Source organism: Paenibacillus sp. CFBP 13594, assembly GCF_014842675.1.
In the GTDB taxonomy this organism is placed as follows: Bacteria; Bacillota; Bacilli; order Paenibacillales; family Paenibacillaceae; genus Paenibacillus; species Paenibacillus amylolyticus_B.
This window is the reverse complement of record NZ_JACYVQ010000005.1, coordinates 136,094-162,488: the sequence shown is the minus strand read 5'-3', so window position 1 is coordinate 162,488 and position 26,395 is coordinate 136,094. Positions and strand designations below refer to the sequence as shown.

The 26,395-nt window shown below is 45.7% G+C and carries 25 protein-coding genes; 21 read left to right on the top strand and 4 right to left on the bottom strand.

Features of this window, described 5'->3' with window-relative positions; genetic code table 11:
* Position 1 precedes the first annotated feature (1 nt).
* The 11 genes from xseA (at position 2) to IFU39_RS17280 (ending at position 12,278) form a co-directional block, all read left to right on the top strand.
* Positions 2-1,366 (top strand): exodeoxyribonuclease VII large subunit, encoded by a 1,365-nt coding sequence (xseA, locus tag IFU39_RS17330; RefSeq protein WP_091018131.1) that lies wholly within the window; start codon positions 2-4, stop codon positions 1,364-1,366.
* Positions 1,356-1,613: an exodeoxyribonuclease VII small subunit gene (gene xseB / locus IFU39_RS17325; protein WP_017687599.1), complete on the top strand. Its 258-nt coding sequence runs from the start codon at positions 1,356-1,358 to the stop codon at positions 1,611-1,613. The genes xseA and xseB overlap by 11 nt, the downstream gene beginning before the upstream one ends.
* Positions 1,588-2,511 carry a polyprenyl synthetase family protein gene (locus IFU39_RS17320; protein WP_149846724.1) on the top strand — a complete coding sequence of 308 codons (924 nt, stop codon included), beginning with the start codon at positions 1,588-1,590 and terminating at the stop codon, positions 2,509-2,511. Before xseB ends, IFU39_RS17320 begins: the two co-directional genes overlap by 26 nt.
* Positions 2,512-2,794: 283 nt before the next feature.
* The gene (gene dxs, locus IFU39_RS17315; RefSeq protein WP_105599534.1) at positions 2,795-4,702 is read left to right on the top strand and encodes a 1-deoxy-D-xylulose-5-phosphate synthase; all 1,908 of its coding nucleotides are present in this window, start codon (positions 2,795-2,797) and stop codon (positions 4,700-4,702) included.
* Between the two features lie 22 nt (positions 4,703-4,724).
* Entirely contained in the window at positions 4,725-5,570 is an 846-nt protein-coding gene (locus tag IFU39_RS17310) for a TlyA family RNA methyltransferase (protein WP_192134009.1), read from the top strand.
* An 84-nt stretch (positions 5,571-5,654) separates the two neighbouring features.
* Positions 5,655-6,140 (top strand): hypothetical protein, encoded by a 486-nt coding sequence (locus tag IFU39_RS17305; protein ID WP_091018127.1) that lies wholly within the window; start codon positions 5,655-5,657, stop codon positions 6,138-6,140.
* Positions 6,141-6,224: 84 nt separating this feature from the next.
* Complete coding sequence (gene ahrC / locus IFU39_RS17300) at positions 6,225-6,674, top strand: transcriptional regulator AhrC/ArgR (RefSeq protein ID WP_017687604.1); 450 nt, start codon at positions 6,225-6,227, stop codon at positions 6,672-6,674.
* A 54-nt stretch (positions 6,675-6,728) separates the two neighbouring features.
* Positions 6,729-8,447: a DNA repair protein RecN gene (gene recN, locus IFU39_RS17295; protein WP_062835260.1), complete on the top strand. Its 1,719-nt coding sequence runs from the start codon at positions 6,729-6,731 to the stop codon at positions 8,445-8,447.
* Between the two features lie 120 nt (positions 8,448-8,567).
* Positions 8,568-9,896, top strand: a complete 1,329-nt coding sequence (gene spoIVB / locus IFU39_RS17290; protein WP_105599530.1) for a SpoIVB peptidase — start codon at positions 8,568-8,570, stop codon at positions 9,894-9,896.
* Positions 9,897-10,091: 195 nt separating this feature from the next.
* Entirely contained in the window at positions 10,092-10,898 is an 807-nt protein-coding gene (gene spo0A, locus IFU39_RS17285) for a sporulation transcription factor Spo0A (RefSeq protein WP_091018123.1), read from the top strand.
* Between the two features lie 423 nt (positions 10,899-11,321).
* Entirely contained in the window at positions 11,322-12,278 is a 957-nt protein-coding gene (locus IFU39_RS17280; protein WP_192134007.1) for a GGDEF domain-containing protein, read from the top strand.
* Between the two features lie 184 nt (positions 12,279-12,462).
* Here IFU39_RS17280 and IFU39_RS17275 read toward each other — a convergent pair whose 3' ends face one another.
* Positions 12,463-13,275 (bottom strand): FlxA-like family protein, encoded by an 813-nt coding sequence (locus tag IFU39_RS17275; protein ID WP_192134005.1) that lies wholly within the window; start codon positions 13,273-13,275, stop codon positions 12,463-12,465.
* A gap of 422 nt (positions 13,276-13,697) precedes the next feature.
* Between IFU39_RS17275 and IFU39_RS17270 the strand changes: the two genes are divergently transcribed.
* From IFU39_RS17270 to IFU39_RS17250, 5 genes are all read left to right on the top strand, one after another.
* A complete protein-coding gene (locus IFU39_RS17270; protein WP_206759570.1) occupies positions 13,698-13,913 on the top strand; it encodes a hypothetical protein in 216 nt (71 codons plus the stop codon).
* 244 nt (positions 13,914-14,157) lie between these two features.
* A complete protein-coding gene (locus IFU39_RS17265; protein WP_192134001.1) occupies positions 14,158-16,134 on the top strand; it encodes an AraC family transcriptional regulator in 1,977 nt (658 codons plus the stop codon).
* 159 nt (positions 16,135-16,293) lie between these two features.
* A complete protein-coding gene (locus IFU39_RS17260; RefSeq protein WP_017687612.1) occupies positions 16,294-17,331 on the top strand; it encodes an NAD(P)/FAD-dependent oxidoreductase in 1,038 nt (345 codons plus the stop codon).
* A gap of 204 nt (positions 17,332-17,535) precedes the next feature.
* A complete protein-coding gene (locus IFU39_RS17255; RefSeq protein ID WP_036672336.1) occupies positions 17,536-18,186 on the top strand; it encodes a hypothetical protein in 651 nt (216 codons plus the stop codon).
* Positions 18,187-18,720: 534 nt separating this feature from the next.
* The gene (locus IFU39_RS17250; protein ID WP_017687614.1) at positions 18,721-19,197 is read left to right on the top strand and encodes a hypothetical protein; all 477 of its coding nucleotides are present in this window, start codon (positions 18,721-18,723) and stop codon (positions 19,195-19,197) included.
* 117 nt (positions 19,198-19,314) lie between these two features.
* On the opposite strand, the gene IFU39_RS17245 is transcribed toward IFU39_RS17250, so the two are convergent.
* Positions 19,315-19,914 (bottom strand): thymidine kinase, encoded by a 600-nt coding sequence (locus tag IFU39_RS17245; RefSeq protein WP_062835251.1) that lies wholly within the window; start codon positions 19,912-19,914, stop codon positions 19,315-19,317.
* Between the two features lie 176 nt (positions 19,915-20,090).
* Between IFU39_RS17245 and IFU39_RS17240 the strand changes: the two genes are divergently transcribed.
* On the top strand, positions 20,091-20,303 hold the full coding sequence (locus IFU39_RS17240) for a hypothetical protein (RefSeq protein ID WP_091028840.1): 213 nt from the start codon (positions 20,091-20,093) through the stop codon (positions 20,301-20,303).
* An 8-nt stretch (positions 20,304-20,311) separates the two neighbouring features.
* Here the strand turns inward: IFU39_RS17240 and IFU39_RS17235 are convergent, their stop codons facing one another.
* Both IFU39_RS17235 and IFU39_RS17230 read right to left on the bottom strand, forming a co-directional pair.
* The gene (locus IFU39_RS17235; protein WP_192133999.1) at positions 20,312-20,659 is read right to left on the bottom strand and encodes a potassium channel family protein; all 348 of its coding nucleotides are present in this window, start codon (positions 20,657-20,659) and stop codon (positions 20,312-20,314) included.
* 63 nt (positions 20,660-20,722) lie between these two features.
* Positions 20,723-21,040, bottom strand: a complete 318-nt coding sequence (locus tag IFU39_RS17230) for a DUF2627 domain-containing protein (RefSeq protein WP_017687618.1) — start codon at positions 21,038-21,040, stop codon at positions 20,723-20,725.
* Between the two features lie 224 nt (positions 21,041-21,264).
* Here IFU39_RS17230 and lpdA point away from each other — a divergent pair, with 224 nt between their 5' ends.
* The 4 genes from lpdA to IFU39_RS17210 all read left to right on the top strand — a co-directional run bounded on the left by lpdA (position 21,265) and on the right by IFU39_RS17210 (position 26,339).
* The gene (gene lpdA / locus IFU39_RS17225) at positions 21,265-22,689 is read left to right on the top strand and encodes a dihydrolipoyl dehydrogenase (RefSeq protein ID WP_192133997.1); all 1,425 of its coding nucleotides are present in this window, start codon (positions 21,265-21,267) and stop codon (positions 22,687-22,689) included.
* A 139-nt stretch (positions 22,690-22,828) separates the two neighbouring features.
* Positions 22,829-23,857 carry a thiamine pyrophosphate-dependent dehydrogenase E1 component subunit alpha gene (locus IFU39_RS17220; protein WP_036607878.1) on the top strand — a complete coding sequence of 343 codons (1,029 nt, stop codon included), beginning with the start codon at positions 22,829-22,831 and terminating at the stop codon, positions 23,855-23,857.
* Positions 23,858-23,859: 2 nt separating this feature from the next.
* Complete coding sequence (locus tag IFU39_RS17215) at positions 23,860-24,846, top strand: alpha-ketoacid dehydrogenase subunit beta (RefSeq protein ID WP_017687621.1); 987 nt, start codon at positions 23,860-23,862, stop codon at positions 24,844-24,846.
* A 47-nt stretch (positions 24,847-24,893) separates the two neighbouring features.
* On the top strand, positions 24,894-26,339 hold the full coding sequence (locus IFU39_RS17210; RefSeq protein WP_105599522.1) for a dihydrolipoamide acetyltransferase family protein: 1,446 nt from the start codon (positions 24,894-24,896) through the stop codon (positions 26,337-26,339).
* Positions 26,340-26,395 lie beyond the last annotated feature (56 nt).

Genomic DNA, 26,395 nt, shown 5'->3' with positions numbered 1-26,395 from the left:
TGTGGCAGATCAAAAGATCTACTCCATCAAAGACCTGAACCGGTATATTCGAATGAAACTGGAATCGGATCAGGTCCTGTCGGACGTTTGGCTACGCGGGGAGATTTCGAACTTCACACATCACTCCAGCGGCCATATGTACTTTACATTGAAGGACAAGGACAGCCGGATTAAGTCGATTATGTTTGCGTCCCATAACCAGCGATTACCCTTTGTACCGAAGGAGGGTGCAAGGGTTATTGCCCGTGGTAATGTCTCGGTGTATGAACGGGATGGGCAGTATCAATTCTACGCTACCCAGATGCAACCGGACGGAATTGGAAGTCTGTATCTGGCTTACGAACAGCTGAAGAAAAAGCTTGAGGATGAAGGGTTATTTTCACCTTCGCGAAAAAGACAGATCCCTCGTTATCCCCAGACCATCGGCGTTGTAACTTCACCGACGGGAGCGGCGGTGCGGGACATCATGATCACACTCCAGCGTAGATACCCTTCTGCCAAAGTTGTTTTGTATCCTGTTCTGGTCCAAGGCAAAGGTGCAGCACCTTCCATTGTCAAAGCCATTGGCAACTTGAACCGGATGGGAGAAGCCGATGTACTTATCGTTGGACGCGGAGGCGGTTCACTGGAGGAGTTGTGGGCCTTTAATGAGGAGATTGTGGCAAGAGCAATAGTCGCTTCGGATATTCCTGTCATTTCTGCGGTTGGGCACGAAACGGACTTTACTATTGCTGATTTTGCAGCCGATTTGCGTGCGGCTACACCTACAGCAGCAGCTGAATTAGCTGTACCTAATCGAGCTGAGTTGCTTGATCAGATCGGACAACGTCAGCGCCAGTTACAGCACAGCTTACGTCAGCGTGCTGTACATAATCGTGAACGGCTCGCAAGATTACAGCGTTCGCCAGTGCTGGTGCATCCAAGACGTACGTTGATGCAGCATACGGAACGACTGGATATGATGCACCAACGGCTTTTGAGAACAGTGGATACGCGTATGAAATGGACAGGAGAGAAGCAGGAGCGTCTGCGAGCAGCACTGCAACGATTCAATCCTCGTGAGCAGGTCAATGCAGCACGCCGTGAGAATGCGGCAGCACGCAGACAACTGGAACTTGCGATCAGGTCTATAACCAGATCGAAGCAGCAACAGTGGAAATCATCTGTGCGGCATCTGGATGCACTTAGCCCGCTTAAAGTCATGTCACGGGGATACAGCCTTGTCTATGATGAGCAAGAACAGCGATTGATCAAGTCAACGAAGGATGTACAGCCTGGAGATTCAATTAAGATTAAATTATCAGACGGACAGCTGGACTGTCAGGTTTGGGGAATGAAGGAGGACGACAATACCCATGGCGAATGAACCGGAATTGAATTTTGAAGAGGCAATGGCGGCATTGGAAGACATCGTAGGTCAGCTGGAACATGGTGATGTTCCGTTGGAACAGGCCATCGATCTGTTTCAACGCGGGATGAAGCTTTCGCAACTTTGCGGACTGAAGCTGGAACAAGTGGAACGCAAGATCGAGATGATCGTAGAAGAAGATGGAGAGCTTCGCAAGAAGCCTTTCGGAACTGCTGACGATGAGAGCGGTGAAGTCCATGAGTAATCGTCCTTCGTTTCAAGCATACCTCGAAGAGGTTACAGCTGAGGTGACAGAAGCGTTGAAACACACGCTTCCTGTTCACTGGGATGTACCCCAATCGTTGTCGGATGCGATGCAGTACTCACTCATGGCCGGAGGTAAACGCCTTCGTCCTCTTCTGGTCGTTGCTGCGGCGGAAGCCTTCGGTGCACAGCGTACAGCTGCAATGCCGGTAGCCTGCGCCGTGGAGATGGTTCATACGTATTCACTGATCCACGACGACCTGCCTGCTATGGATAATGATGATTACCGCAGGGGAAAATTAACGAATCATAAGGTATATGGTGAGGCAACAGCCATATTGGCAGGTGATGCGCTGTTAACCCATGCTTTTTATAGCATTGTTCAAGCTGGACGCCGTAGTGGTGTGGCGGCAGATGCGCTGCTGTCCATCGTAGAGGACATGTCCGAACTTGCTGGAGCAAGAGGCATGGTCGGCGGCCAAGTTGCGGATATGGAAGGTGAGCAAGGCATGACTGATCTTTCACAGCTCCAATATATTCATTTGCACAAAACGGGTGACCTGATTGTTTTCTCACTCATTGCTGGAGCACGAATTGGTGGAGCAACGGAAGGACAATTGGAAGCCTTACGTGTGTTTGGCCGTGATTTGGGGCTGGCGTTCCAGATTCAGGATGATATTCTCGACCTGACGGGTGACGAGCAGAAGATGGGCAAAAAAACACAGAGCGATGTGAATCAGCAGAAGGTAACGTATCCTTATTTTATTGGCATGGACGCTTCTCTAGATGAAGTGAAATCCCTTACCCAATCTGCAAAAGATGCACTTGAAAGAGCCGAGTTACCTGATGCATCCAGATTGCTGGAAATTGCAGATTATCTGATGAGTCGAGACCATTAGATTCGAATAAAACGCGTTGTTTCAAAACCTGTATAACCGTGTAATAAATGTAATGTCCTTTTTCCGATTAGATGGGAAAAGTCTGTCCTCAGTGGATGCGGGAATACATATGGAGAAGAATTTTAAATAACTTGCTGGCGAGAATGCTCGTTATCGGGAGTATAGTGCAGTAAATTATGATTCTTGTTCTTTTATGTTATAATGATTTAATGTCATTTGATTCATAATGTATATATCGATTTACAACAATAACTAAACAATCTAGGAAAGCGGGGAGATTCTCGTGCTGCTTCCACAAATTAAACAACCCAGTGATCTAAAGTCGATGTCTCAGGATGATCTTGCCCTTTTGTCGGCAGAGATCCGGCAGTTTCTGATTGAGAAACTGTCTGTTACAGGTGGGCATCTCGCACCCAACTTAGGCGTGGTTGAGCTCACGGTAGCCCTGCATTACTGCTATAACAGTCCAGCAGACAAAATGATTTTTGATGTAGGGCATCAGGCTTATGTGCACAAAGTTCTGACAGGGCGTATGGATCGCTTTGATACATTGCGTCAACATAACGGCCTGTGCGGGTTTGTCAAACGCAACGAAAGCGAACATGATGTATGGGAAGCTGGACACAGCAGTACTTCATTGTCCGCTGCGATGGGGATGGCCCTTGCACGTGATCTGAAGGGTGAGGACAACCAAGTTATCGCGATGATTGGTGATGGAGCGCTTACAGGTGGTATGGCTTTTGAGGCACTCAATCATATCGGTCATGAGCAGAGAAAACTGATGGTTATTCTGAATGATAATGAAATGTCCATTGCTCCAAACGTTGGGGCCATGCATAAATATTTGAGCAAGATTCGTTCGGATCGTCATTATCTGAAAGCGAAAGATGATGTCGAGGGCATGCTTAAAAAAATTCCTGCTATTGGGGATCGTTTGGCCAAATCGGCAAGCTGGATCAAAGATAGTGTCAAATATATGATGGTACCAGGTGTTCTTTTCGAAGAACTGGGCTTCACGTATTTGGGTCCGATTGATGGACACGATATTCCCAAATTGATTGAAACCTTCAAACAGGCAGATAACGTTGATGGTCCTGTGCTCGTTCACGTGCTCACTACCAAAGGCAAAGGTTATCAGCCAGCAGAAGCCGATTCGCACAAGTGGCACGGGATTTCTCCGTACAAAATTGAATCCGGTCAAGTGCTGAAAGCTGTGGGAAAACCGATGTACACGGAAGTGTTTGGTCAAACGTTAATTGATCTTGCGAAGCAGGATAAGCGGGTCGTAGCTGTAACGCCAGCAATGCCTACAGGATCAGGTCTCATTCCTTTTAGTAAGGAATTTCCTGACCGCATGATTGACGTAGGGATCGCAGAACAGCATGCGGCAACCATGTGTGCTGCACTGGCTATGGAAGGCTTGAAGCCGGTCTTTGCCGTGTATTCTACGTTTATGCAACGTGCATATGATCAGATCGTACATGATATTTGCCGACATAACGCTAACGTGATGTTTGCCATTGACCGTGCCGGGTTTGTTGGTCCGGATGGGGAAACACATCAAGGGGTGTATGATGTGGCATTTATGCGTCATATTCCAAATATCGTTCTGATGATGCCAAAAGACGAAAATGAATTGCGTCATATGATGAAAACGGCGCTTGATTATAATGAAGGTCCAATTGCTTACCGTTATCCACGAAACAATGTGGTCGGTGTACCTTTGGATGATGTACTTGTTTCGATTCCAATCGGATCATGGGAGCAACTGCGTCCATCGGAGGGATATGCTGTCATCGCTTCAGGATCGATGGTGCAGCTTGCAGAAGAAGCAGCGGAGATGGTGAAGCGGGAAGGTATCACAGCTGGCGTAATCAACGCTCGCTTCCTGAAACCTCTTGACGAGCAAATGTTGCGTGATTTAGCTGTTCGAGGCACCAAATTGATTGTACTTGAAGAAACATCCCAAGCAGGCAGCATGGGTAGTGCAGTGCTGGAATTTTATGCAGAACAGGGACTGCATGATGTTCATGTACAATTGATGGGGATTCCGGATCGCTTCATCGAGCATGGCAGTATTAAGGAACAACGTGAGGAAGTGGGTCTTACCGTTGAAAATGTATGTGCTGAACTGCGCAAGATGGCTGTTCAATCATCTTATGGCATACCCAAAACACGTTTTCCTTCGTAAATTTACATGATAGGAGACAGACATGTCACTCCCGAAAGAAAGAATTGATGTTCTGCTGGTTGAGCAGGGCTATTATGAAAGTCGTGAGAAGGCAAAAGCTGCAATCATGGCTGGACTGGTATATGCCAATAATGAGCCGATCGAAAAGGCGGGCATGAAAATTCCAAGGGAAGCCGAGCTGAAAGTTAAAGGCTCGGTACATCCCTACGTCGGCAGAGGCGGATTAAAGCTCGAAAAAGCGATCCGTCATTTCGGCCTTGATATGAATGGACTTGTCATGCTCGACATTGGTTCATCCACCGGTGGATTTACGGATTGTGCACTTCAGCATGGCGCATCTCACGTCTACGCTATTGATGTGGGGTATAATCAGCTCGACTGGTCTTTGCGTAATGATAAGCGGGTTACTGTTATGGAACGAACTAATTTCCGCTATGTGACTCCTGAAGATCTGACGGGACCCGTGCCGAACTTTGCGAGCATTGATGTGTCGTTCATTTCACTGCGAATCATATTGCCGCCACTTCTGGCTCTTTTGAAACAACCTGCAGATATCGTTGCATTGATTAAACCTCAATTTGAGGCAGGGCGTGAAAAAGTAGGCAAGTCCGGTGTGGTACGTGATACGAAGGTACACAAGGATGTATTGCAGACGATGCTTCATTTTGCCAGTCAACTTGGTTTGCATCTGCAAAGTTTAACTTTTTCACCGATAACCGGTGGAGAAGGTAATATAGAATTTCTCGCACATTGGCGTCTGGAAGCACCAGAGGCAACACAACCAGAGATCGATCCAGCTTCACTTGACGCACTTGCGGAGCAAGTTGCAAAGGAAGCAGCTCATACATTTACGGGAAACTCATCATAAGATGGGTTTCTTTTCGCTGGAAAGGTGATTGAGGTAAAGGGAAATCGTTACTGAACCTCGAATATGTCTTCGAGGTGAGCGATAATGGATGGTCAATATGACACAATCGTTATAGGTGTACTTGCTGTCTGTTTGATCTTGTGGCTGTTCTTTGGCTTGCGTAATTGGGTGAACCGACCGACGCCGGTAAGCTTGTCTGGAATGCAACTGAACGTGAAGATTCAGGACTCCCCGGCCTTGGATTTGCTTGAAGCACAGGGTTACGAAGTCATCGGTGGCAAAATGAAAGTCCCTCTGGCTTTTGAGGCCAATGAATCCGTTTATTACAGCAGATTATTCATTGATTATGTTGCAGAACGTGAGGATCTCAGATACCTCGTGAAAACGTCTCGTCGCAGACAGCCAATTGAAATGACGGGCCCTGCGCTAAGGGATCGCTTCCTCAATTACCTGTTGTTATATCCTGGCTGTGAAGGATTGCTGTATGTTGACGTGGAGGATTCCGATATTAAGTTAATCAGGCTCATGGACTATCAGGAAGATGTGTATGATGGGGATGATCTGGACTAATATAAAAGAATGAACATTGCAGGGCAAAGTCTGCGGCGAATTACAAATGCTGCTTTATTGCAATACATTTAACTGGAGGCATGTATGAAAGGACAAAGGCACATCAAAATTCGTGAAATCATTAGTCAAAATGAAATTGAGACCCAGGATGATCTGGTTGAAGCACTACGCAAATCAGGTTTTCAGGTGACTCAGGCGACGGTATCCCGGGATATCAAGGAACTTCTGTTAATCAAGATTCCGATGGATGACGGAAGATACAAGTACTCTTTGCCGACAGATCAACGATATAATCCGATTCAAAAGTTGAAGCGTGCACTTGTTGACAACTTCTTGCACATTGATCACACAAACAATCTGGTTGTGATGAAATGTTTGCCAGGAACAGCCAACTCCATTGCAGCTCTGCTTGATAATATTGAGTGGAATGAAGTCATGGGCACGATCTGTGGAGATGACACCATTCTGATTATCTGCCGGACTGAAGGTAACAGTGTGACCGTTATTGAGCGGATCATGGGTTACATTGCTTAATCAATGGTTCAAAAACATAATTTCTGAGTTAGTCATCCGGAGGTGTTTTTGCAGATGTTAGTTACGTTATCGATTCGAAATCTGGCTGTGGTGGAAGAAGTGGACGTTGTATTCCATCCGGGATTCCATGTACTTTCAGGGGAAACGGGTGCAGGGAAGTCGATTATTATAGATGCACTTGGCTTAATTGCCGGTGGACGAAGTTCAGCTGATCTGATCCGGTACGGATGTGAGAAGGCAGAGATGGAAGCCTTGTTTGAGATGGAGCAAAGTCATCCGGTATGGCAGACATTAGAGAAGTTGGGTATCCATTGTGAGCCTGAAGAGCATCTGGTCATTCGACGTGAACTGAACACACAGGGGAAAAGTACGTCCCGCATTAATGGGCAATTGGTCAATCTGACCATGCTGCGGGAAGTAGGCGAGAAGCTGATCAATATTCATGGACAACATGAACATCAGAGTTTGCTGCGCGCTGAGAGCCATTTGGGGCTTCTCGACACCTATGGCTCGGAAGTAATCGGACCGATCAAAGCGAAGTACCAGGAGCGCTACAGCAAGTTTATCACGGCGGAAAAAGAACTGCGTGCGCTTCAGGAGTCCAGTCAGCGGGCATATCAACTCTTGGACATGTATCGGTTTCAGCTTGAGGAGATCGCAGCGGCAAGCCTTACACGAGGCGAGGATGAATTACTCGGGGAAGAACGGGTCAAACTATCCCATAGTGAGAAAATGATGGACAGTGTTGCTGGTGCATATGATCTGCTCAGTGGTCAACGCGGACTTGAAGCTGTGAGCATTGCTCTTTCAAGAATTGAAGACATTTCTGGATATGATAGCAAAGGACTGCAACCCATTGTAGAACAATTGCAATCCGCATTTTATCAATTGGAAGATGCGACATTTCAATTAAGGGATTACCGGGAGAAGATTGAATTTAATCCGGCAAGGCTGGAAGAAGTGGAGCAAAGGCTGAATCTGATTTCTGGCCTCAGACGGAAATACGGGGACAGTGTTGAACTTATTCTGAGTTATTATGATCAGATTAGCCATGAAACCGACCAACTGGAGAACAAGGACGAACGGCTGGAGAAATTGCGAGCTGAACGTGACAAAATGCTTAACCTTGTGATGGAGTCTGCTGAAGAACTTAGCAAGGTTCGCAAACAATGCGCCGAGGAACTTGCTGCACAGGTGGAAAGCGAACTCAAGGATCTGCAAATGGAGCGGACTACGTTGCGTGTTCAGATTACTCCTTTCGAAGATCCGAAGGGCATTGAATGGAATGGACGCCGTATTCGTCTGAATCGTCAGGGTGCGGACAATGCGGAATTCCTGATTTCACCGAACCCGGGCGAGCCATTACGACCACTTGGCAAAATTGCTTCAGGTGGTGAGTTGTCGAGAATGATGCTGGCGATGAAGAGTATTTTTGCACGACATGACCGGATACCTGTGTTGATTTTTGATGAAGTTGATACCGGAGTTAGTGGTAGAGCAGCTCAATCCATTGCGGAAAAACTGTTCCGCTTGTCTTCGACTTGTCAGGTTTTCTCAATAACTCACTTACCACAAGTGGCTTGTATGGCAGATCATCAGTATCTCATTGAGAAACATGTTTACGATGGACGGACGATGACGCAGGTGGAATCGCTGTCAGACGAAGGCAGAGTGAAGGAATTGGCACGTATGCTGGGCGGCGTGGAAATTACAGAAAAAACGCTGCATCACGCACAGGAAATGCTGAATTTGGCGGAAGCCAAAAAAGGGTGAAACGGACGGCTGGCGTAATGATTGACAGTAATAAAAGCCTGGGGGCGAGGTTATCTTATAGGTACGCAATTGGCGACCACCTTTCGTCAAGCGAAAGAAGCAAAGGGAGTGTGACAGCCATTGAATTCCCCCCTCAGGAAGAAATTGCTAGGTCTTTTATTTGCCTTCTTTCTTTGTGTGATTAGCCAGGCCATTCAGCCTGTGCAAAGTTATGCTTCACTGCCGGATGAATTGCAGGTGTTTGCTGGCAGGCAAGCGGATGTACGGCTCGCTGTACCTGCTGTTTCAAGCGCCGTTGTAGATCGACCAGATATCGTTGGTTTGGATGATCAGGCAGCGATGCATGTTACCAGGCAACAACCTTTGCATCTTCACCCTCAACAAACGGGACATGCCAAATTAACGTTAAAGTTGTGGGGTAAAATTCCGGTCAAAACAGTCCATGTGAATGTGATACCGGATTTGCGTGTTGTACCCGGGGGTCAAACGATTGGCGTCAAAGTTAAATCGGCAGGCATTCTGGTTGTAGGTCATCATCTGGTCCACTCTGGGCAGGATGAGCGTGTATCGCCAGGAGAAACCGCAGGCATTAAGCTCGGAGATCTGATTACGCATATGGATGGTAAACGTCTTGATGGCGTAGCAGGTGTCTCTGAAGCCGTTGAACTTGCAGGGAAAAGTAAAAAAGGTATTGATGTTGTGTTAAAACGTGGTAAGGAAACGGTGAAGACACGATTAACTCCGGCGTATGACTCCGAGGATCAAGCGTGGAGGCTTGGATTGTACATTCGTGATTCTGCAGCCGGTGTTGGCACACTTACCTTCTATGCTCCAGATCAGGGCGTATACGGCGCACTGGGCCATGTCATTACAGATATGAACACACAAACATCTATTGTTGTGGGTAGTGGCCAGATTGTTCAGTCCAATGTGACATCCATTTCTAAAAGTGAGACCGGTGATCCGGGTGAAAAACGTGCTCATTTCCTCAAGGAAAGCAAAATTTTGGGCAATATTGAACGTAATACGGCTTTTGGTATCTTTGGTAAAATGTCCGGAAATCCTGAGCACAGTCTGTATTCGAAAGGTATTCCCGTTGCTTTCTCTCATGAAGTAAAGGAAGGACCGGCCGAAATACTTACCGTGGTTGACGGTCAACAAGTTGAACGCTTCTCCATTGACATTGTTCATGTGGCAGATCAAACCGAGCCAGCAACGAAAGGTCTGGTGCTTCGAATCACAGACCCGAAACTGCTGGATAAGACCGGAGGTATCGTTCAAGGCATGAGTGGCAGCCCTATTGTACAGAATGGTAAGTTGATCGGTGCAGTTACTCATGTATTCGTGAATGATCCGAAATCGGGTTACGGTTGCTTCATTGAATGGATGTTACAAGATGCTGGCGTTATGATGAAAAAGGAAAACGATAAGAACCTCAAGGCTGGTTAAACAGCCTTGAGGTTCTTTTTTGTCGAAAGCAAACATAATATATCGGATAATGAAATAAATTATTTATTATATAGGATCAAGAAAAAAAAATAAAGAAAAATAATTTTCGACAGGAGGAATTTAACTCGCTGTGTCGAAAATTAAACGTGTAAGGAAATGTACGAAACGATGTTTAATTTAAAGGAGGATACCGTTTTGCAAAAAATTGAGGTATTGCTGGCCGATGATAATCGTGAATTTACGAATTTGCTTGCCGAATATATATCTGAACAGGAAGATATGGAAGTAACCGGTATTGCATACAATGGAGAAGAAGTACTGCAATTGCTGGAGCAAACTCGGGATGTGCCGGATGTATTGATTCTGGATATTATCATGCCTCATCTGGATGGTCTCGGTGTGCTTGAGCGCTTGCGCAACCTGAACCTGTCTCCACAGCCTAAAGTCATTATGCTTACGGCATTCGGACAAGAGAATATCACACAGCGTGCCGTGCAACTCGGAGCTTCTTATTATATTCTCAAGCCGTTTGACATGGAGGTGCTTGCGAATCGTGTGCGTCAACTGGTTGGGACACAGACCGCGATGTCCACGAGTAATGGATCATCCATGTTCATGAAATCCAATGTTGTGCCCATGGGCAAACATAAAAATCTCGATGCAAGCATTACGTCCATCATACATGAAATCGGCGTTCCTGCGCATATTAAGGGATATCAGTATTTGCGCGAAGCTATTACAATGGTGTATAACAATATCGAAATTCTGGGAGCAATCACCAAAACACTGTATCCAGCGATTGCCGAAAAATTCAAAACCACGCCGTCCCGCGTCGAACGTGCCATCCGTCATGCGATTGAAGTGGCATGGACTCGTGGTAACATCGACAGCATCAGCCACTTGTTTGGTTACACGATCAATATCAGCAAGTCGAAGCCAACAAATAGCGAGTTCATCGCGATGGTCGCTGACAAGCTGAGAATTGAGCATAAGGTAAGCTGAAACGGTCAGGAGTAGTGAGCTGGCAATTATAGTTTGAATTCAGATTAGATTCTAGCCAAATGGACTTTGGCGGCCTGTATCTGAATTCGTTCATTTCATGCCGATAAACTTCTGTAATATATGCCAACGAATACCGTCAATTATTGGATTAAAGATATCCAGTAAATGACGGTATTTTTACATAGCGAAATAACACAGAACATGATGATGAAATTTAGTTTTGAATGATTGTTTCTGAATTTTGAGTTTCTACATTAAAGAAAGCTCCCTATAGCAAAATTCAGATAAAGGAAATAATTCATAAACTTTTACCCTCAGTTAACGCTTTTTCAAGTAGAAAGTGGTACGATGTGACCATTGACAAAGACCTACATATATATTTGAAAGTTCGGATAGATGCTACGAACAGAGGAGTAGAATCGTATGTTTACGCAAATAGGCGAGATTGCTGAACCAATTCCTGTAGTACAATCTGATACAAAATGTGATATCGTCTATCATCTTTTCAAGTCCAAACCTAGTCTGGAAGGTATAGCTGTTATGGGGGAGAGGTGTGTGTCATTAATGATGCGGGCCCGATTCTTTCAGCAGATTGGCACCCAGTATGGCTATAATCTGTATATGGGACGTCCTGTAGAACTGGTGATGAACATGCAGGCACTGGTCGTGGATTATTCGGAACAGATTACGGATGTCAGTGTTCTAGCCATGGACAGAGATGAAGGGGAAATATATGATCTTGTGTTGGTCACGTCAGGAGAACGTTTCTTTGGAGCTGTGAGTATTCGACGTTTGCTACTTGCTGTTGCAGATGTACGGGCTGAAATGGCGATTTTTATGAACCCGCTGACGGGTCTTCCAGGTAATCATATTATAGATGAAAGGCTGTCTCAGGCTCTTCAGATGGACCATTTTAGTGTACTGTACGTTGATCTCGATCAATTCAAATCCTACAATGATAGCTACGGTTTCAAAATGGGGGATCAGCTCATTCAGGCGACAGCTAACTTGCTTCGTAAGCTATTTGTTCCCCCTGAAGCTTTTCTTGGACATATCGGTGGTGATGATTTTATTACGATCCTGAATCACCATGATTACAAACTTATTAGTGAGGAAGTCATCTCAGGTTTTGAGGAAATGAAAAAGACATTCTACAACGAACATGATTGGCATCATCAATATGTTCTGGGGGAAGGACGCTCCGGGCTGAATCGGCCCATTCCTCTGGTGTCGGTATCCATCGCCGTTGTAACCAATAGCAAGCGAAAATATGAAAACATAGATCAGATTATTGATGATGCCACACGCATCAAAAAAGGTTGTAAAGCGATTGCTGGCAGTATCATCTGTGCAAATGATAACGTCAGTACTCTGTGCTAGAGATAAGAAATACTCATAGTAGCTCAACTACTAACGTTAAAGATACAAGAAAAACCACTACTTATCAGGAGTTATTCACCTGTAATAGCGGTTTATCTATTATGTGATGCGAGTCGAGTGCTGTGTTGCAAAAACACTTCAACCGCATTATGTATACATATAAGTATGTTAGAGCAAAGAGTACTCAGATTCGAATATCGACGGATGGATATGAAGCAGCAGGAGATGTAGAAGCCGTAGTTTGCGGGCCGTTTCCTGATTCCTGATCTGTGGTTCCGCCATCTGATGGGTGCTCCTTACTTCCCGTTTTCTTTCCTTCATTTACTTCCTGATTATCTTCTCCAGATGTTGCAGAGATGGGAGGTTGTGCCGATTCTTTAGGCGCGGATTGATGGATCTCTTCCACCAGTTCCCCAATCTTCTGATTAACCTTGTTTAACTGGGAGTTGATGTCTTGGACGGTCTCTCGCTTTGCCTGAAAGACGGTGCGTTCTGAATTTTCCAACATCTTTGATTTGCCGAGATCGAGATCATTTGTAGGAGGATTAATCTCCAGAACAAGTCGGTCGAAGCGGGTTTCTCCTTCGGTGGTCTGAATGGAGCCCTGCATGCGATCACGTAAACCGACCAGCTTACCCAATTGATCATAAGTCTGACTATGCTTGATCAGGTGATCGAGTGAAGGGGCTTGTGTCTCGTCGGTTGGTTTGGGTTGTTGCTGTTGAGTCTTTTCGGGCTGTCTTAATTTGTTCTTTTCTTGCAATTCCTCTGCTTTAATTTGGGCAATCTGGCTGTCGATCTGTGATATGGAGCTTGTTAAGGATTTAATTCGCTGAGCTTTGGTTTTGGTATCCAACTCGTCATTGGTTTTTACACTTTGCATTTCTTCATTGAGCCGGATCTTCTGCTGCATGAGTCCCTGAATTTCTTTATCCCGACTGGAGACTTGATTCCCGGGAGTGAAACTGCTTTTGGTTGCAGATGAGATTGAATTCATATCCTCAGTTCTCCTTCTACTCTTTATCATGGTTCTATTTACATATATCGGATGTTAAGAGAAGGATTTGAATAGCTCTTGTTTCATCGCAATGGATTCATTTTGCGTCGGTTGTATTGCGTACTTCATCATAATAATTGATAATGTTTATTATTAAGTGAGTGGAAGTTCAGACACAATCTATGTAGCCGGAGATGGGTTAGCAAAATGTGGAATGATTATTATATCCTCTGGAACTATGCTGCGGTGAGTATAACAGATATTCGTTACATGGAATTAGAGGCATAAGAAGAGATGAATTACAAATTTCCAACAAGTACCTTTGTACTCACCATTCAGGGTGATGCTGGAGTGACGCTGACAAGCAAACATATGAAGTGAGTCGCTTTTATATTATCCATGGGGCAAAAGGAAGTAAGTTGGTGATTCAAGCAGGCGAATCCGGATTGCGCCTATATTACTTGATGTACAAAACAAACCTGCCTGGTGGAGGATTACATTATTCTAACAGCGAACAATCTGACCCTGGAAGAGTTGAAATCGAAACTTGTCTGGAGTTCACTGGATGGGTTAAAAATGATCGTGTGTTTATCTGGAGCCCGGACGTTCATGGTACTTTGACCCGATTGCAACATTGAATCAAACAGAGGAATTGGCTGCGTGGTTTACGAAGATCTCTGAACAAGAATAAGCGTAACAAGTGATGGATGAGATGAAATCCAATTCTTCCACTCTAAATTACAGTTGATAATGAAAATTATTATCATTTATAATAAAGGTACATTAGTAAACCTCTGCTACATATATGTTATCGGATGTATGGCAGAATGATGACCTTGTAAGGCCTTTGTTCCGGGTGAGGCTGGGATTGGAGAGTATTTGATGCAATTAGACGAACAGATGAAATGCTGGAATCATGCCGCTGTTAAGGTTCTGGATATACGACGAATCGTTATGGAGGCAGGGGCACAACTGAGTTCCTACACACTTCCGGCAAATGCTTTTATATATACGATTCGAGGCTCGGCTGACCTCCAAATGGATGGTAGAGCTTACAATGCAGAGCGATTTTACATGCTTCATGGGGCGAAAGGATCTTCACTGGATATCCAAACCAACGAAGATTTCGAATATATTCTGCTCTATTACAGAGCATTCCTTGCCTTTCCTAGTTCTCGTAAAAAGTGGTTATTGGCACAGCCGGAAGTTGCGCCGTTCTCTTTGCAATATGGATTTGCACCGGGCAGTCCGCTGGGGTTGTTACGTTACCTTGATGAGCTTGAGGGTGCATGGATTCAATCTGGGAGTCTGGATCTGCTTCATACCAAAAGTTTATTTTACCAATTCATTCATGAAATGATGGTTCAGTTGGCAGAGCAGGAGATCAAAACAGAGCTTGCTGACCCGGTGAAACAAACACTTCGTTATATACAGAACCATTATAGGGAACAGGTCACGCTTGATTTCCTGGCTGAACAATTCAACTACAGCTCCCGTCATTTATCCATGCAATTCAAACGACAGACGGGTCACAGTCCCATTGATTATTTAATTCAGACCCGAATCGCTAAGGCTCGCAATCTGCTTTTGCGATCTGATGCAACGCTGAGTGAAATTGCAGCAGAAGTAGGTTATTCGGATGTGTATTATTTTAGTCGTATCTTCAAAAAACATGTGGGGATCTCTCCGATACAGTATCAACGAAAGATGAGAGAAGAAGCGAGAACAGAGGATCGTCCATTGGTAATCTCTGAATCGTCCATTGGCCGAAGATGGAAGTCGGGATATATTGATTATGAGAATCATTATCAATATATAGACGGAGGGTCTACACCAATGAAAAGAAGAAAAACAAGTTCCAGTATGATTATGGTTGCATTATTGAGCATAACGATGCTCCTCGCAGCCTGCTCTTCAGGTACAGCAACAACACCAGCAGCTGGCGAAGGAACGGGTGCCAGTTCCAACAATAACAGCAGTACGGCAGTATCATCAGACACAGGAAGCCAGACGAACAAAGACAATGAAACACGCACGGTCTCCACGGTTAAGGGTGACGTAGTTGTTCCAGCAAATCCTAAACGGGTTGTTGTACTATATCTCCAGGGAGACGTCGTTGCGCTTGGAATTAAGCCAATTGCTACATCTGAAGTATTCAACGGGGCTGCCTACAAGAGTGAGCTTGAAGGTGTAAATTCACTAGGCACCTGGTTCGAACCGAATCCTGAAGCTGTCATTGACCTTGATCCGGATCTGATCATTGTTCCTTCAGAAGAGACGTATACGTTGTTAAAGGATATCGCACCTACGGTATATATTCCATACGAGAAAATGACAACAGAAGAAAGACTCCAGAGTATAGCGAGTATTTTTGGCAAAGAGCAGGAAGCTGAGACATTAATCAATAATCTCAATAGCAAAGTCGAAGAGAGTAAGCAAACACTAGCAGATGCAGGCATATTGGACAAAACGGTTTCCATTGTTGAGGGCGGTTTGAAAGGTATGGTCGTTGTAGAGAGCAAGCAATATGGCCGAGGATCTCAGGCACTATATGAATACTTGGGGATGAAAGCACCTGAAGTGGTACAAAAGAAAATTGATGTAGTTTCGGAAGCTGGAGGCTCCAATCTATCCATGGAAGTACTGCCTGAATATATCGGTGACTACGTGTTTCGTTCGGTGTATGAAGGGGCAGATAACCTTACGGATGATCCAATATGGAGTAGCATCCCGGCTGTTAAAGAAGGTCGCCTAATTGAGATTGATTTTGATTTCTTCTACTATTCGGATATCTATTCAATTAATAAACAACTTGATTTTGTCGTTGAAAAGCTGTTGGCGGCTCCAAGAGCGCAATAGTAAAGAGCAGATGTGTTCGTAGAATTTTTGTACAAGAAATGTTTGTTTTTTAGCCATTGTATTTTGATAAGATTACCATTACACTAGGATTTAAGTGATAATGAGAATCGATATCAAATACTCGATGTTCTGGATCGAATTAACGGAGGTATTTTTAATATGAATCAGCAGTTGGAACTTTATGATGTAACCATTATCGGCGGTGGCCCTGCGGGTATGTACTCTGCCTTTTATAGCGGCATGCGAGATATGAAGACCAAGTTGATTGAGGCACGTGACAGATTGGGAGGTCGCATGCTCTTTTATCCGGAGAAAATGATCTGGGATGTCGGGGGTGTGACGCCAATTCTGTGTGAAGATCTGATCAAACAATTGGAAGAACAGGCAAGAACTTTTGAGCCTACCCTCGTATTTGAACAACAGATCGAAGGATTCGAGCGTCAACCTGATGGCACAATTCTGTTAACTTCTGCAACAGGTGAGCAACACTGGACACGTACCGTCATTATGGCAATCGGATATGGTATATATAAAATGGCCAAGCTGGAGCTTGAAGGTGCAGACCGTTACGAGGTTAGCAATCTGCACTATACCGTGCAGGAACTAGAACCATTCCGCGGTAAACGCGTGCTGATCTCGGGTGGAGGCGACTCTGCTGTGGACTGGGCGAATGAATTGGAAGCTCTGGCAGAGCAAGTTACGGTTGTGCATCGTCGTGACCGCTTTGGCGGGTTGGAGCGTAATGTACTGCGTATGAGAGAATCCTCTGTAGATGTTCGTACACCTTACGCGGTAGAGACACTGCATAGTATGAGTGGTGATGTGATTGAACAGGTGACCATCTCACACGTGGACACAGGTGAAACTGAACTGCTTGAAGTCGATGCTGTCATTGTAAACCACGGCATGAAGAGTGACTTTGGTCCAATCCGGGATTGGGGACTTGATCTTGGCGAATGGCATGTCACTACAACGGAGAGATTACAGACCAATATTCCTGGTGTTTTTGCCGCGGGTGACTTTGTAGATTATGGTAGCAAACTGTATCTGATTGCGGGTACTTTTACTGATGCAGCCCTAGCGGTAAACAGTGCAAAGCTTTACATGGACCCTGAAGCGGAAAAAGTGGCTTATGTTTCTTCCCATAACAGTCGCTTTAAGGAGAAAAATAAAGCTCTTGGTGTTGTAGAAGAATAAAGGTCTGCGATCGGTTATATTAAGATGACTTCGGGTTCATTCCGAAGTCATCTTTTTTGCATAAAATGGGTAATAAGAAGGCATAATTTTACGAGAAGCAAAGGCTGCCGAATTGTATATACACTACCAAATGTCTATAATAAGCCTGAGAAACATTAGAATGACATCAAGACACAATAATTAGATCAGAGTGGAGTGCAGCGTATGAAAAAGGGATCACAGCCACAACGAGGTTTCACCTTCATCCAGCGGTGGTTCAAACGATCTGATAAAAAAAAGATCAAATGGTCTGAAATGTATCTCGCACTGGCTGGCGCGCTTCATCGCTTGTTGGTTGAAGGGCGGCGTGAACGTTCAGCAGCCAAACGGCTGCATCAGGACTTGCCTATTAACGTGTTGGGCGAGATGAAGCTAGAGCCAGGGGATATTGTGTACACGCCAAGCTCGGAATCGACGTATTACGCCGGGCATATGGGCATTATTGGTCTCGACGGCAAGGTGTATCATGTGCACCCTTATGGGCCTGTATTTGCTGATTCATTAGAGTGGTATCTTACGCGGTTTTATGAAGGAGATCGTTTCATTGTATTCCGTTCCAGACTGAATGAGGCAGGCATGAAAGCAGCCGGGTGGGTACATGACCATTACAAGCAGGTAAAATTCTACCGTTTGCAGACCAATCTGCGCAGTATTGAGCGCAATTACTGCTCCAAGTTTATATATCAGGCCTATCAGTTCACATCGGGACTGGACCTGTGGAGCCGCAAATTTACCCGAATGAATCAGGGTTATATCTATCCATTTCGAATTGAGCGCTCTTCAGAGCTGGACGTTCTGGGAACTTTTTATAAATAAGGCTGGAACCGACTAAAATACTGTTCTTCCGAAAATAAGGAGATCAGGTTCTGTCGGTTTTTTTTGTATGTGTAGAGATTAAAAACAGGAAAAACGTTCAAAACGTCGAATAGATTATGAGATAGGCATGCACAACTTGGAATCGTATACATAAAAAAAGACGAGATGATTTTTAGCCCAGAGTAAAAAAATGACTACGAAGTAGACGAACAAGAAAGAGTGAAGCGAGATGAAATGGCCGGGTTTCTTACAACGATTCCGACCGAACAAAAACGTGGTTAAGCTATCGGACTATATCCCAAAAAAGGAAAGGAGGCACTACTGTTCCATATGCAAGAAAAACGTTGAATCGGTCGTGCATTATGCGGCGCCACAGGGAAATGTTTCAGGTGTATGCAGTTCTTGTAAGTCTTTGGCGGATGAACGTGGAATGTTTCCCATTTAATAAGAAGAGATGCGCTCAGGAAATAACAATTCTTTGATTTATGCGCGTTTTTGTAGTACATTAGCAAATGTATTCGAAGGAGGATTCTAATGTACTCAGGTAGACAAGACGATACTTTATACATCATGACCTACACCTTAAACAGCGGTATCAAGGGTACGGTTCCACTGTCTAATAAGCAGATTATTGAGTGGCTGGATTGCTACAGAAATGAGAAGCGCTTCGTGACCGAAATCGGCAAGGAGTTTTTTGGATTGAATGCAGGATTGGTAGCAGACTTCAAGGTTCAAAATCATTTATCGGATTATCAGCAGACCATTATGCCTACACAGCAGCAGGATAACCTGGAACGCTTGTCCAGTGCCTATAAATCAACCGAGTTATTAATGAAGATTGATTGTAAATGTGGCACGGCTTATGTGACGGAATCCCCATACAAGCGCACAAAATGGTACTGTACAAAGTGTAAAGAGATTGTATTTTTGGATGCCAAAAAAGGAATGGTGGAAACGTCGCGTGGTGACGCTTACTACATGACCAACAAATATTTTGTTTCCCGTGACTAGCGGGAAGCGACTCTGGAAGCATCGCTGCGAAGCGGTGCTTTTTTGTGCGAATGTTTGCTCTATAACAAAAAAAGCCCCAAGGGGCCTTTTTGGAAGAAATCAAAAATCTTTTAGCAATTATGATGAGCATTCAACTTTGTGAGGAGGAATGAAGCAGCAACGACAGCGTGGCTCGTAAGCTTCTGAATCGCCAATCATGACAACCGGACCCAAGGTAACAGGCTCCCCATTGACGATACGTTGCGTAAAGGCTGCATCCGGGCTGCCACATACCGCACAGAAAGCCGAGAGTTTCTCAATGTCGTCTGCCATGGCAAGCAAACCGCCGACATATCCGAATTCCTTACCACGGTAATCCATATTAAGTCCGTCCACAATGACATGTTTGCCACAATACGCTAACTCCGAGACAAGTTCCATAATGGCACTGCTGAAAAATTGTACTTCATCAAATGCAACAACATCAGCATCTATGGTTTGGTTCAAGATCATTTCTACGGATTCCGGGGTTAATTGCCGGGGAATGGAATGGGCAGGGAGTCGATAACCAATTCGGCTTACGATCTCGTCCTGGGCAAACCGATCATCCTCGGCTGGTTTGTAGGCCACAACCTTTTTACGGCCAAATTGTATTAATTTCTGACAACGGCGAATGAGTTCACCGGATTTTTCACTGAACATGGGTCCAGTAATTACGGTAATACGTCCTGTTTGCACGGTGCTGCTACTCCTCTCACATACGGGATTCAACAAAAAAAGCGACCTTTACAGAGTACCACAAAATCTTTGGAAAGAGCCAGAACTAATCTGCGCAGCTTTGTGTTACTATATGGATTGTTAAGGTATTGGTTACGGCAGCTAATTAACAGGAGTTGTGAAAAGAGGTGTTTAGTATGAGTGAAGCATTAACATCACTGCAAGCGCAATATGAAAGCCTGAAAGAACAGGGATCTATAGATGAAGCGGCGCAGGCATTATTTGCAGAACTGTTCGCAGAAGCGGAGAGACTGCAGGCAAGTAACCTTACCTTGCGTAGAACGATTTTGAAGTCTTCTTCCAAAGAATCACGTATGTCTACCAAACTGCGGGATGCCCTATACGAATGACCCGGAGATTACTCCGGGTCCTCTTCTGTCTTTAATTTGCGAGGGAATAGAATACCTGCTGTAATTCTGGCAATCATGGCAAAGGTGAGACCAATGCCTGCAAACATGTAGATTACGGTAAAGGCTTTGCTGAATCCGGTGGATGGCACAAATTCAGGATGTCCCACCGTAGTCAGGGTAACTGCACAGAAGTATAACGCATCGATCCAGTGCAGACCTTCAACACGAGTGTAAAACAAAGTGCCTGACAGCAACGTTGCTGCTGTTAACGCGAACAGAGCCAGAAACTTGGGGTCTTTGAACGCATGGAAAATGCCTTTGAGCAATCGTTGTAACGTGATTAGAAATGATACCATGATGATCCATCCTGTCTATGTAAAGTAGGCGGTGTGTTGTATACACACAAAAAAAGCCCGGACTCATGGAGTCCTTCCGGGCGTCTCTGCTTTTTCGGGTACACTTTTGGACCGGAAACGGGGACCTACATAATTACGCTTGCGGTCACGGAACAAGATCCAGCCTCCCAGAAAACTCATACCTGCGGCAAAAAGAACAAGTCCACCGCCAAAGGAAAGCCACTGGAACCCTGGTGAAATCAGTTCGTTCCCGTGCTCGGCATAATATAGGAACAGGGCATCTTTCATCATCAGAAAACCCTTCATTGCCATTAAACCGGGGATGACCAGAACAACAATTGCCAAAAATCGCGCAAAGACCAATCTTGTATTCATGAGCATTATACCCTTTCTGCCAAAGTCGACATTAAATAAAGGTTACGCTTACAGATCATACCTGATTCCATCATAGCTTGGAATGCATGGGCTGTCCATGTGTGATTGCTTCAAACTTTGAGTTGACCGCTTAAGGAGAGTACAATGGCATATAGAGGGTATAAGCTAAACCATGATTTAAGCCATCATAAATTATATTGAAATTTGATTCATAGAGGAGAGCATGAGAGATGCCAATTACATGTGATGTTGCAATTCTTGGAGGAGGAACCGGTGGATATGTAGCCGCAATCCGGGCTGCACAGCTGGGGAAACAAGTCGTTATTATTGAGAAGGACAAGCTTGGTGGAACCTGTCTGCATCGTGGCTGTATTCCGAGTAAGGCTTTGCTGAAAAGCGCGGAAGTGTACGCCGAGATTCAAGAGAGCGAGACGTATGGTATCGAGACCGCTGGGGCCACACTTGTATTTCCCAAAGTACAGGCGCGCAAGGATGCAATTGTCGAACAGCTCCATCAGGGCGTTCAATATTTGATGAAAAAAAATAAAATCCAGGTTGTACACGCGAAAGGTCGCGTCATCGGACCATCCATCTTCTCACCGCAGAGCGGAGCAGTCGCTGTGGAGTTTGAAGATGGCGAGATGGATACGGTAGTTCCAACCAATCTCATCATTGCGACTGGTTCGCGTCCACGTGTGTTGCCGGGCCTGGAACCGGACGGCAAGTTTATTATGAGCAGTGACGAAGCCCTGCGTATGGATGAACTTCCTGCATCACTCATCATTGTCGGTGGGGGTGTGATTGGACTGGAGTGGGCATCCATGCTGAATGACTTTGGGGTAGACATCACAGTAGTAGAAGCAGCTGCTCACGTGTTGCCTGCCGAGGATGAGGATGTTGCCAAAGAAATGCAGCGATTGCTAAGCAAACGAGGTGTTCGTTTCCTGACAGGTGCCACTGTTCTAACGGAAACATATAACACGGGTCAAGAGGGCATCCAGATTGATGTGCAGCTTGGTGACGATAAGCAGGAAACGCTGAGAGCGGAGAAAATGCTCGTGTCGGTTGGACGTCAGGCTAATGTCGAAAATATCGGACTCGAAAATACAGATATCAAACTGGAGCGTGGATTCATCGCTGTGAACAAACAGTTACAAACCGGTGAAGGTCACATCTACGCCATTGGTGACTGCATCGGCGGTTTGCAGCTTGCACATGCCGCAAGTCATGAAGGCATTCTCGCTGTCGATCATCTGGCGGGAGAAACGGTACATGCCGTAGAATCCCATCGCATCCCGCGCTGTGTGTATACACGTCCGGAAGCAGCAAGCATCGGATTCACCGAGCGTGAAGCCAAAGAACGTGGCTATGACATTAAAACAGGGAAGTTCCCATTTTCGGCGATTGGTAAATCGCTCATTCATGGAAGTCGTGATGGATTCGTGAAGGTGATCGCAGATGCCAAGACGAATGATATATTGGGAGTACATATGATTGGCACCCATGTGACGGAATTGATCGCTGAGGCTTCTCTGGCTCAGATGCTGGATGCCACACCTTGGGAAGTTGGACAAACCATTCATCCGCACCCTTCTCTGTCGGAAATCATGGGTGAAGCCATGCTGGCGGTCGATGGAAAGGCCATTGGAATGTAAGCCAAACAGGCTTATGAGAAAGGTTCTTTCCTTTTTTGGGTAAAAGGGATTATAATAAGGTTAAGCCAAGTCTTAGTACCAGGTTATAAGATCGGGTAGTAAGAGTGGCACAGGCTCTGATTAAAAGGAGGTACCTCATATGAGTTCACAAGGTACTGCAGACGCGGTCCATCGGCATCAACAGCTGGGACTTAGCGATGGTGAAGTATTGGATATGTACAAATACATGCTGCTCGCACGCAAGTTTGACGAGCGTTGCTTGCTCTTGCAACGGGCTGGCAAAATTAACTTTCACGTATCCGGTGTAGGACAGGAAGCTGCGCAAGTAGGCGCTGCTTTTGGTCTGGATCGGGATCACGATTATTATTTACCTTATTACCGCGATTATGGCTTTGTACTGGCGGTAGGCATGACTCCGCGTGAGTTGATGCTGTCTGCTTTTGCAAAAGCGGAAGATCCGAATAGTGGCGGTCGGCAAATGCCGGGTCACTTCGGTCACAAAAAGCTGCGGATTGTGACGGGCTCCAGCCCGGTTACAACACAGGTTCCGCACGCTGTTGGGTTTGCGCTGGCTGCCAAAATGAAGAAGCAAGAATTTGTTTCTTTTGTTACGTTTGGTGAAGGATCAAGCAACCAGGGTGACTTCCACGAGGGAGCCAACTTTGCAGGTGTGCATAAATTGCCTGTCATTATTATGTGTGAGAACAATCAATATGCAATTTCGGTACCGATTCACAAACAGTTGAGCGGCAAAATATCCGATCGAGCACAAGGATACGGGTTCCCTGGACTGCGTGTAGATGGAAACGATGCATTAGAAGTATACGCTGCAGTGAAGGAAGCGCGTCGCCGTGCCATAGCCGGAGAAGGCCCGACACTGATTGAAGCGATGATGTATCGGTTGTCACCTCACTCCACCTCCGATAATGATCTGGCTTACCGGACCAAAGAGGAAGTTGAGGAGAACTGGAAGAAAGATGGCGTTCCTCGCATGAAGAACTACTTGATCGATTGCGGCATCTGGGACGAAGCCCGGGATGCGGATCTGGCTTCGCAGCTTGCGATGGAAATGAAAGAAGCAACTGAATATGCAGACAACGCACCATATCCTAAACCTGAGGATACTCTGACGCACGTTTATGCGGACAGCGAAGAAGGGGGACGGTAAGTATGGCAGTGATGGAATATATTGATGCAATCCGTCTCGCGATGAAAGAAGAGATGGAACGGGATGAGAATGTTTTTATCCTTGGTGAAGACGTAGGTCTCAAAGGTGGTGTGTTTACCACAACTAAAGGGCTGCAAGATCAGTTTGGCGAAATGCGAGTGATGGACACACCTTTGTCTGAATCCGCTATTGCAGGTGTTGCCATTGGTGCAGCGATGTATGGCATGAAGCCGATTGCCGAAATGCAATATTCGGACTTCATGCTGCCGGCAACAAACCAGATCATTAGTGAAGCGGCGAAGATCCGCTATCGTTCCAATAATGACTGGAGCTGTCCGATTGTTATCCGCGCGCCGATTGGTGGCGGAATCTTCGGTGGGTTGTATCACTCCCAATGTCCGGAATCGATTTTCTTTGGTACACCTGGTCTGAAAATTATAGCACCCTACTCGGCATACGATGCCAAGGGACTGCTCAAGGCCGCTATTCGCGACCCGGACCCGGTACTCTTTTTTGAAAATAAAAAATGCTACAAGCTTATCAAGGAAGATGTGCCTGAAGATGATTACATCGTTCCGATTGGTAAAGCCAACGTACTTCGTGAGGGTGCGGATATTACGGTGATCGGTTACAGTCAGCCGCTGCATTTTGTAATGCAGGCTGCTGAGGAGCTGGAACGGGAAGAAGGCATTACTGCACACGTTCTGGATCTGCGCACATTGCAGCCGTTGGATCGTGAAGCCATTATCGCTTCCGCTCGTCTGACAGGCAAGGTGCTGATTGTACACGAAGATAACAAAACCGGTGGTGTAGGTGCCGAAGTTGCCGCTATTATTAGTGAGGAATGTCTGTTTGAACTGGATGCACCGATTCAGCGTCTCTGCGGACCTGACGTGCCGGCCATGCCAATTAGCCCAACATTGGAGAAATTCTACATGCTGAGCAAGGACAAAGCCAAAGCAGCAATGCGTACACTTGCCGAGTTTTAATTTCGTTTTTTGGATCGTTTAAAAGTAAAGTTTGGAGTGATAATCAAATGGCTGAACGTATGAAATGGATCGAGGTCATTATGCCGCAATTGGCGGAATCGCTGGTCTCGGCTACCATAGGCAAATGGTTGAAAAAACCGGGCGACCGTGTGGAACAGTACGAGCCGATCTGTGAAGTAATCACTGATAAAGTTAATGCCGAGATTCCATCCACTGTGGATGGAATTATGGGTGACCTTTTGGTGGAAGAGGGCACAACGATTGCTGTTGGTGAAGCAATCTGCCGCATGCAGGTCGCAGCTTCTGACGAAGAAGCGGCTGAGCAAGTAACACAAGTATCGCAGCAACAGGAGCAAGTGCAGCAACATGCTAGCCACACTCCTGTTGCCGCCTCAAATACAGCAGCACATGACCCGAACCAGCCGATGCGCAATCGGTATTCCCCGGCAGTGCAATCCTTGGCAGCAGAGCATGGCTTGAACTTGCAAAGCATCCAAGGCACTGGAGCCGGTGGTCGTATTACCCGCAAAGATGTGCTGGCATTTGTTGCACAGGGAGGTAACGCGGCTGGATCGTCTGCACAAGCATCATCTGCAGCAGCACAGCATACACCTTCTGGTGTGCCGTCTGCTTCTCCATTCAGCGGAGTGAATCGTGGAAATGGAGAAATGGGTTTAACCGCTGGAGAAGCGATCTCAGCGTCCGATGCAGGTGTTCCTGTGAGACATTCAGGCATTCATCTAACCGAAAGCCCGAAAATTCCACAGATCGAAGTGGAAGGTGGCGGCCAGGGAAGATCGGAGTATTTCATCGATGTTACCCCTGTGCGTAATGCCATTGCCCGGAATATGCGTCAAAGCGTATCTGAAATCCCGCATGCATGGACAATGATTGAAGTGGACGTAACAAATCTTGTGATGCTGCGCAATAAACTCAAGGATGAGTTCAAGCGTAAGGAAGGCATCAATCTGACATATCTGTCATTCATGATGAAGGGAGTCGTTAACGCGATTAAAGACTACCCAATCATGAACTCGGTATGGGCAGTGGACAAAATTATCGTCAAACGGGACATTAACCTGTCCATGGCGGTAGGAACCGAAGATTCCGTACTTACACCCGTAATCAAACATGCCGATCAGCGAAATATTGCAGGTCTGGCCCGTGAAGTGGATGAACTGGCTCGCAAAACACGTGAAGGTACGTTGAAGCTGGACCATATGCAAGGTGGTACGTTCACGGTGAACAACACAGGTTCATTTGGTTCGATCCTGTCCCAGCCGATCATTAACTATCCACAGGCAGCGATTCTTACATTCGAGTCGATTGTCAAGAAACCAGTGGTTATTAATGATATGATCGCTGTTCGTTCGATGGCTAACCTGTGTCTGTCGCTTGATCACCGAATCCTGGATGGTGTAATCAGCGGACGTTTCTTGCAACGTGTCAAAGAAAACCTTGAAGGATATACCATGGAGACCAAGGTGTATTAAGTAAATAGTTGTCGGGGAAGTGTATGTGCCGGAGGCCGTGCACTTTTCCTGCTGTC

Bases quoted from the DNA above. Each gene is read 5' to 3' on its own strand.
- xseB (WP_017687599.1), top strand. From the start codon at position 1,356: ATGGCGAATGAACCGGAATTGAATTTTGAAGAGGCAATGGCGGCATTG.
- IFU39_RS17320 (WP_149846724.1), top strand. From the start codon at position 1,588: ATGAGAGCGGTGAAGTCCATGAGTAATCGTCCTTCGTTTCAAGCATAC.
- IFU39_RS17310 (WP_192134009.1), top strand. From the start codon at position 4,725: ATGTCACTCCCGAAAGAAAGAATTGATGTTCTGCTGGTTGAGCAGGGC.
- IFU39_RS17305 (WP_091018127.1), top strand. From the start codon at position 5,655: ATGGATGGTCAATATGACACAATCGTTATAGGTGTACTTGCTGTCTGT.
- ahrC (WP_017687604.1), top strand. From the start codon at position 6,225: ATGAAAGGACAAAGGCACATCAAAATTCGTGAAATCATTAGTCAAAAT.
- recN (WP_062835260.1), top strand. From the start codon at position 6,729: ATGTTAGTTACGTTATCGATTCGAAATCTGGCTGTGGTGGAAGAAGTG.
- IFU39_RS17280 (WP_192134007.1), top strand. From the start codon at position 11,322: ATGTTTACGCAAATAGGCGAGATTGCTGAACCAATTCCTGTAGTACAA.
- IFU39_RS17275 (WP_192134005.1), bottom strand. From the start codon at position 13,275: ATGAATTCAATCTCATCTGCAACCAAAAGCAGTTTCACTCCCGGGAAT.
- IFU39_RS17265 (WP_192134001.1), top strand. From the start codon at position 14,158: ATGCAATTAGACGAACAGATGAAATGCTGGAATCATGCCGCTGTTAAG.
- IFU39_RS17260 (WP_017687612.1), top strand. From the start codon at position 16,294: ATGAATCAGCAGTTGGAACTTTATGATGTAACCATTATCGGCGGTGGC.
- IFU39_RS17255 (WP_036672336.1), top strand. From the start codon at position 17,536: ATGAAAAAGGGATCACAGCCACAACGAGGTTTCACCTTCATCCAGCGG.
- IFU39_RS17250 (WP_017687614.1), top strand. From the start codon at position 18,721: ATGTACTCAGGTAGACAAGACGATACTTTATACATCATGACCTACACC.
- IFU39_RS17240 (WP_091028840.1), top strand. From the start codon at position 20,091: ATGAGTGAAGCATTAACATCACTGCAAGCGCAATATGAAAGCCTGAAA.
- IFU39_RS17235 (WP_192133999.1), bottom strand. From the start codon at position 20,659: ATGGTATCATTTCTAATCACGTTACAACGATTGCTCAAAGGCATTTTC.
- IFU39_RS17230 (WP_017687618.1), bottom strand. From the start codon at position 21,040: ATGCTCATGAATACAAGATTGGTCTTTGCGCGATTTTTGGCAATTGTT.
- lpdA (WP_192133997.1), top strand. From the start codon at position 21,265: ATGCCAATTACATGTGATGTTGCAATTCTTGGAGGAGGAACCGGTGGA.
- IFU39_RS17220 (WP_036607878.1), top strand. From the start codon at position 22,829: ATGAGTTCACAAGGTACTGCAGACGCGGTCCATCGGCATCAACAGCTG.
- IFU39_RS17215 (WP_017687621.1), top strand. From the start codon at position 23,860: ATGGCAGTGATGGAATATATTGATGCAATCCGTCTCGCGATGAAAGAA.
- IFU39_RS17210 (WP_105599522.1), top strand. From the start codon at position 24,894: ATGGCTGAACGTATGAAATGGATCGAGGTCATTATGCCGCAATTGGCG.